The organism is Methanothermobacter sp. KEPCO-1, assembly GCF_008033705.1.
GTDB lineage: Archaea > Methanobacteriota > Methanobacteria > Methanobacteriales > Methanothermobacteraceae > Methanothermobacter > Methanothermobacter marburgensis.
Map to the genome: position 1 here is coordinate 667,461 of NZ_CP042937.1, position 15,197 is coordinate 682,657.

Consider the following 15,197-nt stretch of genomic DNA (forward strand, 5'->3'; position numbering starts at 1 on the left):
ATTAAATTGTCTGAAGCCTCTCCTCAAGCATCTTCACAGACTCGGGGTTTGAGAGTGTGCTCAGATCACCGGTGTCTTCACCCCTTATAAGGGCCTTTATAACCCTCCTCATTATCTTACCTGAACGTGTTTTTGGCAGGTCCTCAACGAATTCAATGTAACTCGGACTTGCTATTGGCCCTATTTCCCTCCTGACGTGCTCCCTCAGAACGCCCTTGAGGCGTGGTGCCGGCTTCACGGTGCCCCTGAGTGTCACGAATGCCGCTATCTCCTCACCCTTCAGTATATCAGGTTTTCCGACCACCGCTGCCTCAACAACGTCAGGGTGGCTTACAAGGGCCGATTCAACCTCTGCGGTGCTTATCCTGTGACCTGCGACATTGAGGACATCATCCTCCCTTCCCTGTATCCAGAAGTAGCCATCCTCGTCTATCCTTGCAACATCCCCGCTGAGGTAAACCCCCGGGAAGGTGCTCCAGTATGCCTCCACATACCTCTCAGGTTCCCTGAACAGTGTCCTGAACATCGCAGGCCAGGGTGTCCTTATAACCAGGTGCCCCCCGCTTCCACGTATGCTCTCACCGTTATCATCAACCACATCAGCCACCACGGTGGGAAAGGGCTTTCCTGCAGACCCCGGCTTGAGTGGTGTTACAGGAAGGGGTGTTATCATGTGCATCCCGGTCTCTGTCTGCCACCAGGTATCCATCACTGGACATCTGCCACCACCAATCGTCCTGTAGTACCACATCCATGCCTCAGGGTTTATGGGTTCACCCACGGATCCAAGGAGCCTGAGGGTGCTGAGGTCATACTTTTCAGGCCACTTGTTCCCGTACTTCATGAAGAGCCTGATGGTTGTGGGGGCGGTGTAGAATATGGTCACACCATACCTTTCAATCATGCTCCATATCCTTCCAGGGTCAGGGTAATCAGGGGCCCCCTCATACATAACCGATGTTGAGCCCTCAATGAGGGGGGCATAGACTATGTAGCTGTGACCTGTTATCCACCCAATATCAGCTGCGCACCACCAGATGTCCCTTTCCTTCACATCAAAGACAAACCGGTAGGTGGAACTCACACCAGCTGCGTAACCCCCATGTGTGTGCACCACCCCCTTGGGTTTTCCTGTGGTGCCAGATGTGTAGAGTATGAAAAGGGGGTCCTCCGGGTCAAGCTCTTCACAGGGACATTCATCACTCATCCCCTCAACTGCATCCTCCCAGCGCACATCCCGCCCCCCAACCATGTTCACATCCTCCCCGAGCCTGTCAACAACTATGACCCTCTCAAGTGATGGTATGTCATCTGCTACCATATCGAGGGTATCCTTGAGCCTTATTACCTTACCCCTCCGGTAGAATGCATCTGCAGTTATTGCAACCTTTGCCTCTGCATCTGCAGCCCTCTCACGGAACGCCTTGGCCCAGAAACCGCTGAATACGACGCTGTGAACGGCCCCTATCCTTGCGCATGCCAGCATCGCAACCGGAAGCTCCGGTACCATGGGAAGGTAGATGCTCACACGGTCCCCCTTCCTGACACCCATGCCCTTCAGTGCATTGGCAAGACGGTTAACCTCACGGTAGAGGTCATAGTAGGTGAGTTTTCTGACGCTACCATCCTCACCCTCCCATATATAGGCGACCCTGTTCTTTTCAGGGCCAGCCACGTGCCTGTCAAGTGCATTGTAGGTTATATTGAACCTTCCGCCTGTGAACCATCTGGCATGGGGTGGTTCCCATTCAAGGACCCTCTCGTATGGACTGAACCATTCAAGTTCAGATGCCATTTCATCCCAGAACCATTCAGGATCTGACCTTGCCCTCTCAAGGAGCTCATCATAATCCCCTATGCCATGTTTATCCATCCAGATCCTTATATTGCTGTTTCTAACTGTCTCATCATCTGGATTGAAAATTCGTTCCTCCTTAAGGAGAGAATCTAGCTGCCCGCTCATAATAAACCCCCACTTATGGTAATTTTTTTATTTCATGATTTAAATAGTTGGCAGAATATACTTGAAGTCATGAAGGTGTGCGCAGAGATCCTCACAGAGATGCTTGAGGAGGTAGGTTTCACCCACATATTCGGGCATCCCGGTGAACAGATACTCCCCCTCTATGAGGCCCTCAGAAAATCGGAGATTCAGCATGTTCTCATGAGGCACGAACAGGGAGCTGTCCATGCTGCAGACGGCTACGCCCGGGCCTCTGGAAGGCCAGGTGTATGCGTGGCCACCGGTGGCCCCGGGGCCCTGAACCTTGTGATGGGCGTGGCTGCTGCAAACACCGATTCTGTGCCCCTCATAGCCCTAACAGGGGACCTGCCCCGGGGTGAAGGTGGGGGCAGGTTCCAGGAAGCAGACATAGAGGGTGTCTTCAGTCCAGTTGTGAAGAAAAGTAGAACCGCCCGTAATGGGGAGGATGCTGCCCTTGCACTCCTTGATGCCCTCGATGCATTTGAGAGGGGAGTCACCGGGGTGATGCACATCAACCTCCCCAAGGATGTGCTTGAGGAGGGGGTGGGGACCATTGAAAAACCCCCCAGCACACCAGGTAAAACACCATGCCTTGATGATGTCATTGAAGTTCTGAGGTCAGCAGAAAAGCCCCTGGTCCTGGCAGGTGCGGGTATAATCTGGGCCGGGGCCGTTGAGGGGTTCAGGAAGTTTATCACTGAAAACCTGCTCCCGGTTGTGACGACCTACAGTGGGAGGGGTGTTCTCCCTGAGGACCACCCACTCTGCCTTGGAATGGCGGGGACAAGGGGGACTCCCACAGGAAACTATGCTGCAAGGGAATGTGATGTTCTCCTCGTGCTCGGCTCAAGGCTCTCGGACAGGACCTCAGCGGCGATTGGTAACCCCCGGATTATACACGTGAATACAGACCCCAATGTCCTGAGGGGCGATTTCAGGTTAAATATGAATGTAAGGGACTTCCTGATGCATGGTATTCGCGTGAAACATCCTGTGAGATGGTTAAGGGAACTTTATGGCTTCAGAGTCAAAAATCCTCCCCTCTATGATTTACCTGCTGGCGAAGAGAAAATCCTCAGGACCTCCTCAGCCGTCCGCAGCATCCTAGATGCGGCTCCAGATGCGGTTGTGGTCAGTGATGCGGGAAGTCACACAACCTGGGTCACCCTCCACCGGAGGGTTCTCAGGGAACGCGGCCTCCTCTTCTCCGGGGGCTTTGGACCCATGGGGTATGGCCTGCCTGCTGCAGTGGGTGCCAAAATTGCAAGGCCAGACGACGATGTTCTGCTGGTGGCAGGGGACGGGGGTTTCCAGATGACCATACAGGAACTCGGGACCGTGGCTGAACTGGACCTTGGAATCACCATGTGCATACTGAACAACGGGCAGCTTGATGTTATAAGGCAGTGGCAGGAGATGAAATACGGTGAAAGCTACTCCGTTAAGATGAGGAACCCTGATTTTGTGAGGCTTGCAGGTGCATATGGTATATGTGCAGAGAGGGTTTATGAAATTGGTGAAGTTGCAGGGGCCGTTGAGAGGGGCCTTGATTCAGGAGAACCCTATCTCGTGGAGTTAATGGTTGAAGAGGAGAACATACCGCTTCCAGATCTAGATCCTTAACTGGAGAAAAAAAGGAATTTTTGGCCTGAAAAAGAATTAAAGAAAAATAATCCAGTTCAGACATCCTCAGGGAGGTAGGTGTCAGCAACCGCGGCCACTGCCTCTCCCATTTCAAGTTCAAAGCCCAGCTCCCTTAGGGTCATCTCCAGGGCTGAGAATGTTGTTATAAGTTCCCTGTGGGTTATGTTACCCATGTGACCTATCCTGAATATCTTGCCCTTGAGGTGGTCCTGGCCCCCTGCGAGTTCAACGTGGTACTTGTTCCTCATTGTCCCCCTGAGTTCCCCATCGGTGACGCCCTCAGGGAGATTAACGGCCGTTACTGTGGTTGATGATACCGATTCATCAGGGAAGAGTTCGAGGTTGAGGGCCTTTATGGCATTCCTGGTTGCCTCAGCCGCCAGCTTATGCCTCTTTATCCTGTTGCTGAGTCCCTCCTCCATTATCACCTGAAGTGCCTCATGCATTGCGTATATCAGTGAGACTGCGGGTGTGTAGGGGGTTTCAGGTGGCTCGGCATCCCCGCTCTTCCTGTACTTCTTGAGGTTCAGGTAGTATGTCCTGGGGTTATCCACTGATTCAACAACCCTCCAGGCGTCGTCGCTGAGTGTTATGGCTGCCATGCCAGGCGGGGCTGCAAGGCACTTCTGTGAGCCGGTCACGCAGATGTCTATGCCGTAGCCGTCAACATCAACCTCGTCCCCACCAAGAGACGAGACCGTGTCAACTATGTAGAGGGCGTCGTAATCCGCCATTATCTTACCTATCTCCTTTATTGGGTTTGCAACACCGGTTGATGTCTCATTGTGGACAACGGTAACTGCCTTTATATCATCATTCTCCTCAAGCGTATATCCAATCTCATCGGGGTTGACGGCGCTGCCCCACTCCACATCTATCCTGATTGGTTCCCCGCCAAAGGCCTCAACTATCTGTGCAAACCGCTGGCCGAATTTGCCTCCAACAACGTTCAGGACCCTGTCACCTGGTTCGATGATGTTTGCAACCGCCGCCTCCATGGCAGCCGTCCCCGACCCTGTTAGCAGGTAAGATTTATTGTTTGTCCTGAAGACATCTGACATCATCTCAGTTGTTTCAGTGAGTATTTTACCAAACAGTGCGCTCCTGTGGTTAACAATGTTCTCTGACATTGCCTTAAGGACTCTCTGGGCCACCCGTGTTGGCCCGGGGATCATAAGCAGTGTTTCATCCATTTCCAAAAAACCTCCAGATTCAAGTGGATTCTGTAACCTGTACTTATTTTTAATCCGTGCATTTAAAAAGATTTACACATGTGATGATGCCATAAGGTTCAAGTTGGAGGACCACGGAGGTCACCGGGCTCTGCCATTGGATGGAACCAGAAAGTGTGTGTCTGATCAAAAGAATCATATATCCCCCCTGATAGATTCGTCCCATGGAAATGGAAGTCTGGCTCGAATGGTATGGGCGAATACTTGATGACTTTGGATTCAGCAGGAAGGCCGATGAGGAGTCTGCATCCTACCTGGAATCCTTCCTGAGGGAACATGGCTGTCCGGGCCCCGAAAGCCTCACGGTTCCCTCACTGGACTTCATCGTATTCGGTGCTGGGCCATCACTCAGGAAACACGTTAAAAGATTCAAAGAGGTCAGAGGGAATGTTACCATAGTGGCGGCAGATGGCGCGACAACAGCGCTTCTTGAGGAGGGTTTAATCCCCCATATAATCGTGACGGACCTTGACGGTAGAATGGAGGATATAATTGAGGCCAACAGGAGGGGGGCCTCCCTGGTGGTTCATGCCCACGGCAACAACCTTGAGGCGCTCAGGAAGTATCTTCCACGCCTCCAGAACCTTATAGGGACAACCCAGAGTGTCCCCTATGGATGCATATACAATTTTGGGGGCTTCACGGATGGTGACAGGGCCGTTTTCCTTGCAGAGGCGCTCGGTGCAGAAACCGTGGTACTTGCCGGGATGGATTTCGGTGAGGTTGTAACCAGGTACTCAAGGCCTGATATGGGTTCTGAAACAGGAAGGGCAGATCCAGTTAAGAGGCTCAAACTTGAATATGCTGAGAGACTGATAGAGTGGATTGAAAGGAATGGAAGGATTCAGATAGAGAAATGGTAGCTGCTTTATGGAAGCCACACAGGTACCCATGTCAATTGAAATATGAAAGAAATGGCCAGATACTATGTCTGCGAGCATTCTTTACGGTTATAAATCATACGTTTATGAGGGTCTGAATTCATGCTGCTGTGAGGGCCTGCAGTTCATCTAACAACAAGTTCAATCAATAAGGTGAGTCTAATTATTGATTTTAAATGATCCAGCATATCTTCTTATAAGCGGGCTGATCCAGATAAAACCTTATTAGGTCGTTACCAGATAAATCATTCTGAGGATCCTGATGTGCTCCTGCAAAAAATCTACATGCCCATTTAAAATAAGCTGTGAAGGATATGAAGGATATAAGGGATATACTGCTTCATGATGAAACCATCTTCAGGGACATGAATGCCTTTGACCCGGACTATGTCCCTGAAAACTACAGGTACAGGGAATCCCAGATGGAAGCCCTTGCAGTCTGCATAAGGCCCGCCCTGAGGAATGGAAGGCCCGTGAATGCCGTCATACTGGGGTCCTGTGCAACAGGTAAGACCACCGCCATCAAGAAGATCTTTGAAATGGTTGAGTCAACATCCGAAAACGTTGTCTGCTGCTATATAAACTGTCAGCTTCACACCACAAGATTCGGTATCTTCTCACAGATCTACAGCAAAATATTCGGGCATCAACCCCCTGAAACAGGTGTGCCGTTCTCCAGGATCTACCAGGCAATAATGCAGCACCTGGCCAGTGAAAACAGGGCGCTGGTGGTGGCCCTGGATGATATAAACCACCTCTTTTACAGTAAAAACGCCAACAAGGTCCTTTACGATATACTGAGGGCCCATGAGGTGTTTGAGGGTGTTAGAACCGGTGTATTTGCGGTTTTATCTGACATCGAATTCAGGTACGCCCTTGATAAAAACGTCAACTCCATATTCATACCCCAGGAGATCATATTCCCACCGTACACCCGCGAGGAGATATTCAATATCCTCAGAGATCGTGTGAGGGTGGGCTTCTATCCAGGCGTGATCTCAGATGAACTCATAGAGAGAATAACAGATCACACCGTGGATACCGGGGACCTGCGCTACGGCATAGACCTCCTGAGGGTATGCGGCAACCTTGCAGAGGCCGATGCATCGCCTGTAATAACAGAGGAACACCTTGAAAGGGCTGTGGGGAGCGCCGGGCCGGTTAACCTCATGCACACCGTGAGGACGCTCAGCAGCCAGGAAAGGGAGTTTCTCATTAGTATGATTGAGGCCAAGGATGACGACATAACCGCCGGCAGGCTCTATGAGCTCTTCCATGAGAGGACAGGGGCAAGTTACTCGTCATTCAACAGGACAATTGAGAAGCTTGAATTTCTGAGGCTCATTGACACGAGACTGACAGGTAAGGGTGTTCGTGGTAATTCGAGGATTGTGATCCCCAGATTCAGCAGGGATGAACTTAAGAGGTGCCTGGGCTGATCAGACCCCTGCAGGGCAGTTGGAGTTGGCCCCTGCCGCCACCATGAGAAGGCCCCACACTATGACAGAGATCACAACTGAGATTAAGATGAATGACCTTGGATCAACACCGGCCACCGTCAGCAGCCAGAACCTTCTCCTGATACTGTTTGGTTTCCTGAGACTGTGCATACTACCACTCCACTATCATCTTCACCAGGAATTTATTTAAAAAAAGAGATAGAGACCATCTGAAAACTAATCAGTGGATGAAATAATCATTGCCCCTCTGATAAATGGAGAGTCCCCCATGAAAAGGTTTGAATTCTTTGACGTGACTGCAGATGCAGGATACTGGGCCTATGGCCGTACACCCGAGGAGGTGTTTGAAAACGCCGCCCTTGCAATGTTCGAGATAATGACAGACACATCACTTGTCAAAGCAGAGGAAAGCAGGGGTGTGGAAATAAAATCCGAGGATATGGTTTCGCTACTCTATGACTGGCTTGATGAACTCCTCTTTATACATGACACTGAATTTATTTTATTCAGTAAGTTCAAAGTTAAGATAGATGAAGATGATGATGGCTTGCGGCTTAGAGGTAAAGCCTCGGGAGAGGTGATCAAGGACCACCATGAGAGGCGTGATGAGGTTAAAGCCGTGACCTTTCACATGATGGATATCCTTGAAGAGAATGGCTTGATGAAAGCGAGAGTTATTCTGGACCTGTGATTTATAATTAGAGAGGATGATGCATATGGATATAAGGGAAGATCTGGTTAAGGTGAGAGAATCCGTCTGGGAAGTTCCAACTTCATACAAGAAGGGAATGAGGGTTCCTGGAAGAATATTCCTGAAGGATGAGGCCCTCAGGGATCTTGAGAAGGGTGCGGTTGATCAGGTGGCAAACGTTGCATGCCTCCCAGGGATCCAGAAGTTCTCAATTGGACTTCCAGATATACACTTCGGATACGGGTTCAGCATAGGGGGTGTGGGTGCATTCAGCGCCCGCACAGGAGTCATAAGCCCGGGGGGCGTTGGATTCGACATAAACTGTGGTGTCCGCATGGTCAGGACCAATCTGGACCATGAGGATGTGAGGCCAAAGATAAAGGAACTCATAAACACCCTCTTCACCAACGTGCCATCCGGTGTTGGGAGCAAGGGAAAGATAAGGCTCAGACCCGGTGAAATTGATGAGGTTCTTGAAAACGGCGCCGAATGGGCTGTTGAAAATGGATACGGGTGGGATCAGGACCTTAAATTCCTGGAGGAGAACGGGAAAATGGAGGATGCCAGTGCAGATAAGGTCAGTGATAAGGCCAAAAAGAGGGGCATACCCCAGCTGGGATCCCTTGGATCAGGTAACCACTTCCTCGAGGTCCAGATGATAGATGAGATATTCCATGAGGAGGCTGCCGCCGCCTACGGTGTGAGCCCAGGCAAGGTCGCCGTTATGATACACTCAGGTTCACGGGGCTGCGGCCACCAGGTATGCTCAGACTACCTTAGGATCATGGACAAGGCATACAGGAGGTACAAGATAAACATACCTGACAGGCAGCTTGCCTGCGCCCCTGTGGACTCTGATGAGGCCATGGATTACTTCCAGGCCATGGCAGCCGCAGCAAACTATGCCTGGGCCAACCGTCAGATGATAGTCCACTGGGTGAGGGAGTCCTTTGAAAGTGTCTTCGGAATGAGTGCAGAGGATATGGAGATGGAGATCGTCTATGACGTGGCACATAACATAGCAAAGAGGGAGGTTCACACTGTAAAGGGACGGGATACAGAGCTCTTCGTCCACCGTAAGGGAGCCACAAGGGCCTTTGGGCCGGGCAGAAAGGAGATTCCTGGTGAATACAGAAAGATCGGTCAGCCGGTCATAATTCCAGGTACCATGGGGACATCCTCCTACCTGCTCCACGGAACAGAGGTTGCAATGGAGGAAACCTTCGGTTCGACCGCCCACGGGGCAGGGAGAAAAATGAGCCGTGCCGGTGCAAAGAAAACCTACCGTGGAGAGGAGGTTCAGAGGAAACTCGAAAGTGAGGGCATCTATGTGCGGGCAACATCCATGCCAGTGGTTGCAGAGGAGGCCCCCGGTGCCTACAAGGATGTTGACCTGGTGGTCAGGACAGCCCACGAGACCGGCATATCCAGGCTTGTTGCAAGGATGCTTCCTCTGGGAGTTGCAAAGGGATAGTCTGGCGGTGAATCAATGATAGGGCTCATCGGAGGCACAGGGGTATACGAGATAGTGGAGCATGGAAGAATAATCGGAAGGGAATCTCTGGAGACACCATACGGCAGAACACCTGAAATATCAGTTTTCAGGCTTCATGACAGGGATGTGGCATTCATGCCAAGGCACTCCAGGGGCCATGAGAGCCCACCCCACATGGTCAACTACAGGGCAAACATCTGGGGCCTGAAGAAACTGGGTGTCAGACAGATACTGGCAACAAACGCTGTGGGTTCCCTTGAAGAATCCGTAGGGCCCGGTGAATTTGTCGTCCCGGACGACTTCCTGGACTTCACAAAAAATAGGCCCTCAACATTCTATGATGAGAGGACAGTCCACGTGGATATGACAGAGCCCTACTGCAGGGACCTTCGCTCTGCACTGGTGGAGTCCTCAGATGCCGTTGATGGGGGTGTATATGTCTGCACCGAGGGGCCGAGGTTCGAAACAGCCGCCGAGATAAGGATGTTCCAGTCACTTGGGGGCACCGTTGTTGGGATGACCGGAATCCCCGAAGCTGTGCTTGCAAGGGAACTCGAGATGTGCTATGCAAGCATATGCCTGGTATCAAACTACGCTGCATCTATATCCCCCTCAAAGCTCACCATCACAGAGGTCTTTGAGGTTATGGAGGAGATGAGGGAGGATCTCATAGACACGCTTGAGGGGGCAATTTCAAGGCTCCCCCAAAACCCTACCTGTAGCTGTCAGAGTGCCCTGAGCGGCGCTGATGTTAATGAAAATATGGAGGAATGCCCTTGAAGGTTTTAATGATATCTGCAAGTCCAAGGAAGGAAAGCAACACCATGATGGTGCTTGAGCACTGCAGGGATGCGGTGGAGAGTCATGGTGTTGAATGTGAGATAGTATCCCTCCGGGGGATGAACATAGAGTCCTGCCGGGCCTGCCTCAGCTGTGCAAAGAAGCACCGCTGCAAGATCGATGATGGCCTCAACGAGATAATTGACATGATAAGGGAGGCCGATGGGTTAATAGTTGCAACACCGGTATACTTTGGCACAGCCAGGGGTGACCTCATGTCAGCCCTGCAGCGTATCGGAATGGTTTCAAGGGTCTCAGACGGCTTCCTGAGCTGGAAGGTGGGGGGCCCCATCGCGGTTGCGAGGCGGGGAGGCCACACAGCAACGATACAGGAACTCCTCATGTTCTACTTCATAAATGACATGATAGTCCCCGGTTCAACCTACTGGAACATGGTATTTGGATGGGCCCCAGGTGAGGTTGAGGATGATGATGAGGGAATCGAAACCATAAGGCGCTTTGGGGAGAACGTGGCCGAACTCATAAAGAGGATTCACAGCGGGGAGTAATATGAGGATAGCAGTCGCCTCCTCCAATGGGGAGGAGGTGGACCTCCACTTTGGAAGGGCATCAAAACTTTTAATATATGACTACAGCGATGGAAAAATGGAATTCGTGGAGGAGAGAGCAGTTGATGTCACCGAAGGTGATAAGCATCAGTGGAGAAAGGTTCTCGATTCCATAATGGACTGTGATGTTGTAATAGCCGTCCAGGTGGGCTTGAAAGGGAAGATGGGAATCGAGGATGCTGGTTTAAAATTTGTGGCCGAGGAGGGGTCGGTTGATGAGGTCCTGGAAAGGTGGGTGAGGCACTTCGAATTCATGAACTCTGCCATCTGAAGATCCCGGACGCACCCCACAAAAGTGGACCCCGCACAGCAGTGAATCCCTGCTTAAGGTGAACCCTCTACCCCCATGATGTCAAGGTTTAAATACTGCCTCATCATAATTATAGACTATTCATAACTGGCGGTGTAGAAACTTCCTATCATGGTTTAACCAGTTAAGATGAATTTTTTGAATTATATTAAACCAGCTGTTTTTACGGTGTTAAATTTAAGGTGATATAATGGCAAAGGCTCGAAGAAGGAGAGTACGTGATACATGGAAAGAGAAGAAATGGTATGTGATAAAGAGTCCTAAAATGTTTGGAGAAAACGATATAGGAACAACACCATCAAGGGACCCTGATTTCCTCCTCAAGAGGAGGGTTGAGGCAACAATGAGGGAACTGACAGGCGACTTTTCAAAGCAGTACGTCAAGCTGAAGTTCCAGATAAACAACGTTGCCGGAAGTGAGGCGACCACCAAATTCATAGGTCACCAGGTCACAACAGACTACGTCAGAAGCATGATAAGGAGGGGTACAAGCAGGGTCGATGCCCCTGTTATAGTTGAAACAAAGGATGGCTACAAACTTAAGGTCCATCCACTGGCCATAACAATCAGGAGGGCCAAGTCCTCACAGCAGAAATACATGAGGCAGAGCATAGAGGAACACGTAAAGGAGATAGCCTCTGAAAAGACCTTCGAGGAGTTCGTTGAGGGCATTGTAACAGGAAAGATCGCCTCAGAGATATACCACCAGGCAAAGAAGATATACCCCCTCAAGAGGGTTGAGATAATAAAAACAAGGGTTCTAGAGGAACCAGCCTGAAACATGGACCGGGACCCCCATGACAGACCTTAACATTGGATACGTGCTTCTGTGCGTATTCATTGGATTTTTAACATACCAGAGAGGTGCGCTTGATGTATGGGGATCCCTCTTCATGGTCCTTATGGGCTTGCTCATAATATTATCTGCCGGTTTTAACTGGTTGATCCTCATTTTTATTTTTCTGATCCTTGGCCTTCTTTCAACAAAGTACAGGCATGAATACAAGAAATCCATTGGAGTTTTTGAGGGAACAAGAAGTGCCAAGAATGTTATATCCAACGGAATAGTGCCCTTTGTAATGGCTGCCTTTGGATACTATGATGGATTCTTCGGAGGTTTCATAGGATCCGTTGCAACAGCGACCGCTGATACCATGGCAAGTGAAATCGGTGTTCTGCAGACACCACGCCTCATAACAACACTCCAAAGGGTGGAACCCGGAACAGATGGGGGTATATCCATTGTTGGAACCGCCGCAGGGATAGCAGGGGCCGGTATAATTGGTTTATCAGCGTTTCTGCTTGGTGTCTGTCCCGATCCATTTAAATCAATGAAAATAGCCGTGATTGCAGGTACTGTGGGCTGCTTCATGGACAGCCTCCTGGGGGCCGTCCTTGAGAGAAGGAAGTACCTCAACAATGAGCATGTTAACCTCCTTGCAACGGTAACAGGGGCAGTTATAGGAATTTTATTAGCATAGAGATCCATAAATCTAGGAAGGTGGGTGAATCATGAAAGGGGTAATAATGATAATAGATGGAATGGCCGACCGCCCCATTGAAAGCCTTGGAGGTAAAACACCTCTTGAGGCCGCAGAAACCCCTAATATGGACAGGCTGGCCAGTTCAGGTATCAATGGTATAATGGATCCCATAAGACCAGGGGTCCGTGCAGGAAGCGACACATCACACCTCTCCATACTGGGATATGACCCCTACAGTGTATACACCGGAAGGGGTCCATTCGAGGCCGCAGGTGTGGGGCTGGATGTGAGGCCAGGGGACATTGCATTCAGATGCAACTTTGCAACCGCAGACGATGACCTTGTGATAACCGACAGAAGGGCAGGGCGAATAAGGTCAGGGACATCCCAGATAGCAGAGGCCATCAACTCAATGACCCTGGATGGATTTGAGGACGTTGAAATAATCTTCAGGGAGTCAACAGGCCACAGGGCCGTCCTGGTCCTCAGGGGCCCCGGGCTGGGTGATAATGTATCAGATGCAGATCCCAAGACTGAAGGAAAACCCCCTAAGAAGGTGAAAGCCCTTGATGGATCCCCTGAATCACAGAAAACCGCCGATATACTTAACAATTTGGTGAGGGAATCCTATGAAATCCTCAGGGACCATCCCGTGAACACCGAAAGAATCAGAAATGGAGAGGCGCCTGCAAATATAATACTGCCAAGGGGTGCGGGTGCTGTTCCTGACGTTGAAAAATTTGAGAAACGCTACGGTCTTAGGGCGGCCTGTATCGCTGAGACAGGCCTCATAAGGGGTATAGGGCACATCACAGGAATGGATGTGATTGATGTTGAAGGGGCCACCGGTGGTACAGACACCGACCTGGAGAGTATAAAGAATGCGATAGAGGCTGCCCTTGATGATGAATACGAATTTCTGCTCATAAACATAGATGGTGCAGACGAGGCTGGTCATGATGGGGACCTTGAGGGTAAGGTTGAGTTCATAGAGAGGGTTGACTCCATCCTCGGTGACCTTATACGCGATGACATCTACTTCATACTCACTGCGGATCATTCAACACCGGTATCTGTCATGGACCACACAGGGGACCCTGTCCCCATCACAATAAACGGGCCAGAGGTCAGGGTTGATGATGTGAGTGTATTCGGTGAGAGGGCCGCGGCTGCTGGTGGCCTCTGCAGGATAAGGGGATCTCATGTCATGGACATACTCCTTGACCTCATGAACAGAAAGGAAAAATTCGGGGCTTAAAATGAAGAAGGAAAAGCGATTATTCGGGACATCTGGCATAAGGGGCCGTTTCGGGGAGAAGGTGACGCTTGAACTTGCGGTGGATGTTGGAAGGGCCCTTGCAACCCACCTGGGGGGAGGTAAGGTCGTTGTTGGCTACGACACGAGAACATCCAGCCAGCTCCTTGAAAGTGCCCTGATTGCAGGGATAATCGAGTGTGGCTGTGACGTCATCAGACTCGGAATGGTGCCGACGCCCCTTGTTGGTTACGCGACTTCAAGGCTGGGTGCTGACGCCGGTGTAATGATAACGGCATCCCACAACCCCGCCCCCTACAATGGCATAAAGCTCTGGAACCCTGATGGAATGGCCTACAGCCCATCTCAGGAGCGCATCATAGAATCAATAATTCATTCTAGAGAATTTAATAGGAGGGGGTGGGATGGCCTCGGCTCAGTGAGGGAAGTTGACCTCAGGGATGACTATGCTGATGCCGTCGCTGGAATGGTCAGCATTGAAAGACCCCTAAAGGTGGTAATTGACTGTGGGTGCGGTGCAGCCTCCCACCTATCACCACTCATATTCAGGATGGCTGGCTGCAGTGTTGTGACCCTTAATTCCCAGCCTGATGGGTTTTTCCCTGGTCGTGACCCTGAACCTGTCCCTGAGAACCTCTCTGAGCTCATGGAGACTGTCAGATCAACCGGGGCTGATCTGGGGATAGCCCATGATGGCGACGCCGACAGGATGGTCGCGGTGGATGACAGGGGAAGGTTTGCAAGTTTCGATAAACTCCTGGCCCTCATGGCAAGGGAGATAGGGGGCAAGATCATCACAACCGTGGATGCATCCCTCTGTGTGGATGAATGCCTTGGAGACTGCGGCCAGGTCATAAGGACACGGGTGGGTGATGTCCATGTGGCAAACTCCATCGCAGAGGAGGGTGCTGATTTCGGAGGAGAACCCTCAGGGACCTGGCTGCACCCTGACTTCTGCATGTGCCCCGATGGAATACTCTCAGCCCTCAGGGTGGCCGAGCTCATCTCACGGAAGGGCCCCCTTTCGGTGCTACTGGATGAGGTGCCATCCTACCCCAATATAAGAGATAAGGTTCCCTGCCCAGATGATAGGAAGGGAGCCGTCATGGAGAGGGTGGCCTCTGAACTCAGCCGTGAGTTCACCGACTCTGCAGAGATCAACACGATAGATGGAGTCCGTATATCAATGGAGGATGGAAGCTGGGTTCTTGTGAGGCCCTCAGGGACAGAACCCTATATAAGGATAACCCTTGAGGGTAAGACCGACGAGGAGGCCCGTCAGATACATGAGAAGACCCGTGCTTACCTTGAAAATATGATAGGGTGATGAT

The 15,197-nt window shown here is 50.9% G+C and carries 15 protein-coding genes; 12 read left to right on the forward strand and 3 right to left on the reverse strand.

Annotated elements, in window-relative coordinates; translation table 11 throughout:
- Position 1 precedes the first annotated feature (1 nt).
- Positions 2–1,963, reverse strand: a complete 1,962-nt coding sequence (acs, locus tag FVF72_RS03600; protein WP_147671233.1) for an acetate--CoA ligase — start codon at positions 1,961–1,963, stop codon at positions 2–4.
- Positions 1,964–2,032: 69 nt separating this feature from the next.
- Here acs and FVF72_RS03605 point away from each other — a divergent pair, with 69 nt between their 5' ends.
- On the forward strand, positions 2,033–3,607 hold the full coding sequence (locus FVF72_RS03605; RefSeq protein WP_013295026.1) for a thiamine pyrophosphate-binding protein: 1,575 nt from the start codon (positions 2,033–2,035) through the stop codon (positions 3,605–3,607).
- A 56-nt stretch (positions 3,608–3,663) separates the two neighbouring features.
- Here the strand turns inward: FVF72_RS03605 and FVF72_RS03610 are convergent, their stop codons facing one another.
- Positions 3,664–4,821 (reverse strand): alanine--glyoxylate aminotransferase family protein, encoded by a 1,158-nt coding sequence (locus FVF72_RS03610; RefSeq protein WP_013295025.1) that lies wholly within the window; start codon positions 4,819–4,821, stop codon positions 3,664–3,666.
- A gap of 203 nt (positions 4,822–5,024) precedes the next feature.
- On the opposite strand from FVF72_RS03610, the gene FVF72_RS03615 reads away from it, so the two are divergent.
- Together FVF72_RS03615 and FVF72_RS03620 are read left to right on the forward strand one after the other, a co-directional pair.
- Complete coding sequence (locus FVF72_RS03615; protein ID WP_013295024.1) at positions 5,025–5,723, forward strand: 6-hydroxymethylpterin diphosphokinase MptE-like protein; 699 nt, start codon at positions 5,025–5,027, stop codon at positions 5,721–5,723.
- Positions 5,724–6,055: 332 nt separating this feature from the next.
- The gene (locus tag FVF72_RS03620) at positions 6,056–7,180 is read left to right on the forward strand and encodes an ORC1-type DNA replication protein (RefSeq protein ID WP_147671234.1); all 1,125 of its coding nucleotides are present in this window, start codon (positions 6,056–6,058) and stop codon (positions 7,178–7,180) included.
- On the opposite strand, the gene FVF72_RS09255 is transcribed toward FVF72_RS03620, so the two are convergent.
- Positions 7,181–7,351 (reverse strand): hypothetical protein, encoded by a 171-nt coding sequence (locus tag FVF72_RS09255; protein ID WP_160323173.1) that lies wholly within the window; start codon positions 7,349–7,351, stop codon positions 7,181–7,183. It lies immediately after the preceding gene.
- A 118-nt stretch (positions 7,352–7,469) separates the two neighbouring features.
- Here FVF72_RS09255 and FVF72_RS03625 point away from each other — a divergent pair, with 118 nt between their 5' ends.
- The 9 genes from FVF72_RS03625 to glmM all read left to right on the forward strand — a co-directional run bounded on the left by FVF72_RS03625 (position 7,470) and on the right by glmM (position 15,193).
- On the forward strand, positions 7,470–7,892 hold the full coding sequence (locus FVF72_RS03625) for an archease (RefSeq protein WP_147671983.1): 423 nt from the start codon (positions 7,470–7,472) through the stop codon (positions 7,890–7,892).
- A 25-nt stretch (positions 7,893–7,917) separates the two neighbouring features.
- The gene (locus FVF72_RS03630; RefSeq protein WP_147671235.1) at positions 7,918–9,366 is read left to right on the forward strand and encodes an RtcB family protein; all 1,449 of its coding nucleotides are present in this window, start codon (positions 7,918–7,920) and stop codon (positions 9,364–9,366) included.
- 15 nt (positions 9,367–9,381) lie between these two features.
- A complete protein-coding gene (gene mtnP, locus FVF72_RS03635) occupies positions 9,382–10,167 on the forward strand; it encodes an S-methyl-5'-thioadenosine phosphorylase (RefSeq protein ID WP_147671236.1) in 786 nt (261 codons plus the stop codon).
- An 8-nt stretch (positions 10,168–10,175) separates the two neighbouring features.
- Entirely contained in the window at positions 10,176–10,736 is a 561-nt protein-coding gene (locus FVF72_RS03640) for a flavodoxin family protein (RefSeq protein WP_147671984.1), read from the forward strand.
- A gap of 1 nt (position 10,737) precedes the next feature.
- Entirely contained in the window at positions 10,738–11,067 is a 330-nt protein-coding gene (locus tag FVF72_RS03645; protein WP_147671237.1) for a NifB/NifX family molybdenum-iron cluster-binding protein, read from the forward strand.
- 229 nt (positions 11,068–11,296) lie between these two features.
- Positions 11,297–11,884: a 30S ribosomal protein S3ae gene (locus FVF72_RS03650; RefSeq protein WP_013295016.1), complete on the forward strand. Its 588-nt coding sequence runs from the start codon at positions 11,297–11,299 to the stop codon at positions 11,882–11,884.
- 19 nt (positions 11,885–11,903) lie between these two features.
- Positions 11,904–12,587 carry a TIGR00297 family protein gene (locus FVF72_RS03655; protein WP_013295015.1) on the forward strand — a complete coding sequence of 228 codons (684 nt, stop codon included), beginning with the start codon at positions 11,904–11,906 and terminating at the stop codon, positions 12,585–12,587.
- Between the two features lie 31 nt (positions 12,588–12,618).
- The gene (locus FVF72_RS03660; RefSeq protein WP_147671238.1) at positions 12,619–13,848 is read left to right on the forward strand and encodes a 2,3-bisphosphoglycerate-independent phosphoglycerate mutase; all 1,230 of its coding nucleotides are present in this window, start codon (positions 12,619–12,621) and stop codon (positions 13,846–13,848) included.
- A gap of 1 nt (position 13,849) precedes the next feature.
- A complete protein-coding gene (glmM, locus tag FVF72_RS03665) occupies positions 13,850–15,193 on the forward strand; it encodes a phosphoglucosamine mutase (protein WP_147671239.1) in 1,344 nt (447 codons plus the stop codon).
- Positions 15,194–15,197: the final 4 nt, after the last annotated feature.

Coding starts and splice junctions, on each gene's coding strand:
- FVF72_RS03630 (WP_147671235.1), top strand. CDS start 7,918: ATGGATATAAGGGAAGATCTGGTTAAGGTGAGAGAATCCGTCTGGGAA.
- FVF72_RS03650 (WP_013295016.1), top strand. CDS start 11,297: ATGGCAAAGGCTCGAAGAAGGAGAGTACGTGATACATGGAAAGAGAAG.
- FVF72_RS03625 (WP_147671983.1), top strand. CDS start 7,470: ATGAAAAGGTTTGAATTCTTTGACGTGACTGCAGATGCAGGATACTGG.
- FVF72_RS03660 (WP_147671238.1), top strand. CDS start 12,619: ATGAAAGGGGTAATAATGATAATAGATGGAATGGCCGACCGCCCCATT.
- acs (WP_147671233.1), bottom strand. CDS start 1,963: ATGAGCGGGCAGCTAGATTCTCTCCTTAAGGAGGAACGAATTTTCAAT.
- FVF72_RS03640 (WP_147671984.1), top strand. CDS start 10,176: ATGATATCTGCAAGTCCAAGGAAGGAAAGCAACACCATGATGGTGCTT.
- FVF72_RS03610 (WP_013295025.1), bottom strand. CDS start 4,821: ATGGATGAAACACTGCTTATGATCCCCGGGCCAACACGGGTGGCCCAG.
- FVF72_RS03655 (WP_013295015.1), top strand. CDS start 11,904: ATGACAGACCTTAACATTGGATACGTGCTTCTGTGCGTATTCATTGGA.
- FVF72_RS09255 (WP_160323173.1), bottom strand. CDS start 7,351: ATGCACAGTCTCAGGAAACCAAACAGTATCAGGAGAAGGTTCTGGCTG.
- FVF72_RS03645 (WP_147671237.1), top strand. CDS start 10,738: ATGAGGATAGCAGTCGCCTCCTCCAATGGGGAGGAGGTGGACCTCCAC.
- glmM (WP_147671239.1), top strand. CDS start 13,850: ATGAAGAAGGAAAAGCGATTATTCGGGACATCTGGCATAAGGGGCCGT.
- FVF72_RS03615 (WP_013295024.1), top strand. CDS start 5,025: ATGGAAATGGAAGTCTGGCTCGAATGGTATGGGCGAATACTTGATGAC.
- FVF72_RS03620 (WP_147671234.1), top strand. CDS start 6,056: ATGAAGGATATAAGGGATATACTGCTTCATGATGAAACCATCTTCAGG.
- mtnP (WP_147671236.1), top strand. CDS start 9,382: ATGATAGGGCTCATCGGAGGCACAGGGGTATACGAGATAGTGGAGCAT.
- FVF72_RS03605 (WP_013295026.1), top strand. CDS start 2,033: ATGAAGGTGTGCGCAGAGATCCTCACAGAGATGCTTGAGGAGGTAGGT.